This is a genomic window from Oleiphilus sp. HI0125 (assembly GCF_001635355.1).
This window is the reverse complement of the sequence record NZ_LWGF01000154.1, coordinates 1-971: the sequence shown is the minus strand read 5'-3', so window position 1 is coordinate 971 and position 971 is coordinate 1. Positions and strand designations below refer to the sequence as shown.

Annotated in this window: 2 protein-coding genes; both read right to left on the bottom strand. The window is 43.4% G+C overall.

The genetic code is table 11. From position 1 onward, the window contains the following. Positions 1-734 (bottom strand): ABC transporter permease subunit (locus A3762_RS02590; protein ID WP_156493159.1); only part of this gene is annotated, 734 nt, incomplete at its 3' end. Beyond that, positions 734-971, bottom strand: a 238-nt coding sequence (locus A3762_RS26895) for a hypothetical protein (RefSeq protein ID WP_197468961.1), incomplete at its 5' end; no start/stop codon positions are given. The genes A3762_RS02590 and A3762_RS26895, both read right to left, overlap by 1 nt.

Here is a 971-nt window from a genome sequence, read left to right as displayed (position 1 = left end):
TGCTTGTAAATGTCAGTGGCGAGCACGTTATATTGGCCACCAATCACTTTGGGAACACCAAAGTCAGTAATCATAAGAGTAAATGAAACAAGTGCAGCGCTAATCAGTCCGTAACGAGCATTCGGCAGCGTAACCGTCATAAAGGTTCGAAAAGCACTCGTTTTCAAAGCATTTGCTGATTCATATAAGCGCGCATCGTTCTGGCGTAGAGCGGTATAAAGAATCATGAACGCGTGCGGAAAAATCCAAAATACACTCCCCATCACTATGCCAATAGGGCCGTATATCTCGGCACCGAACAACCATTCTCGCAAAAAACCTTGCTTACCAAAGATATAAATCAACGCGATAGCTGGCAATAAAGAAGGCGCTAACAGCGGCAACATCGCTAAAAATCTAAACAGCCCTTTTACAGGAATGCGAGAGTGCGTTAGTACATAGGCGTAAAGAAATGCGCAGACCACGACAATTAAAGTCACGACCAAAGATATAAACAAGGAGTTAGATAAAGACTGCTGTAAACCCTGCGAACCAAAATACGTTAAAAAGTTATCCAGACCAACAAAGTGTCCATCACTATCCTCAACACTTTTACTCAGTAAAGAAAACAAAGGGAGCAAAATTGCGACACTCAATGCCCCAATAACACCCAACTGAACAAACAAGCGGATAGTTCGATCCGTTTCAGATAAACCGTTAAACCAAGAACGAAGATTTAAAGTTAAGGTAGTCACTAAGCCGTCTCCGCATCTTGAGAAAACACATGCAGCGCTTCTTTCGGCAAGGCAACTTTATGCTGTGCGCCTAAACTCAAGTCAAAAAATTGCAGCTTGGTAGATGGCAAATCTATTTCGAGACTCTTACCCCAAGCATCACATACCAATTGAATAGAAACGAATCGGCCGAAATACTCAATTGCCTCGACGCGAGCTGAGACAACGACGCCTTTCTCACTCGCAAGACGGAACTCT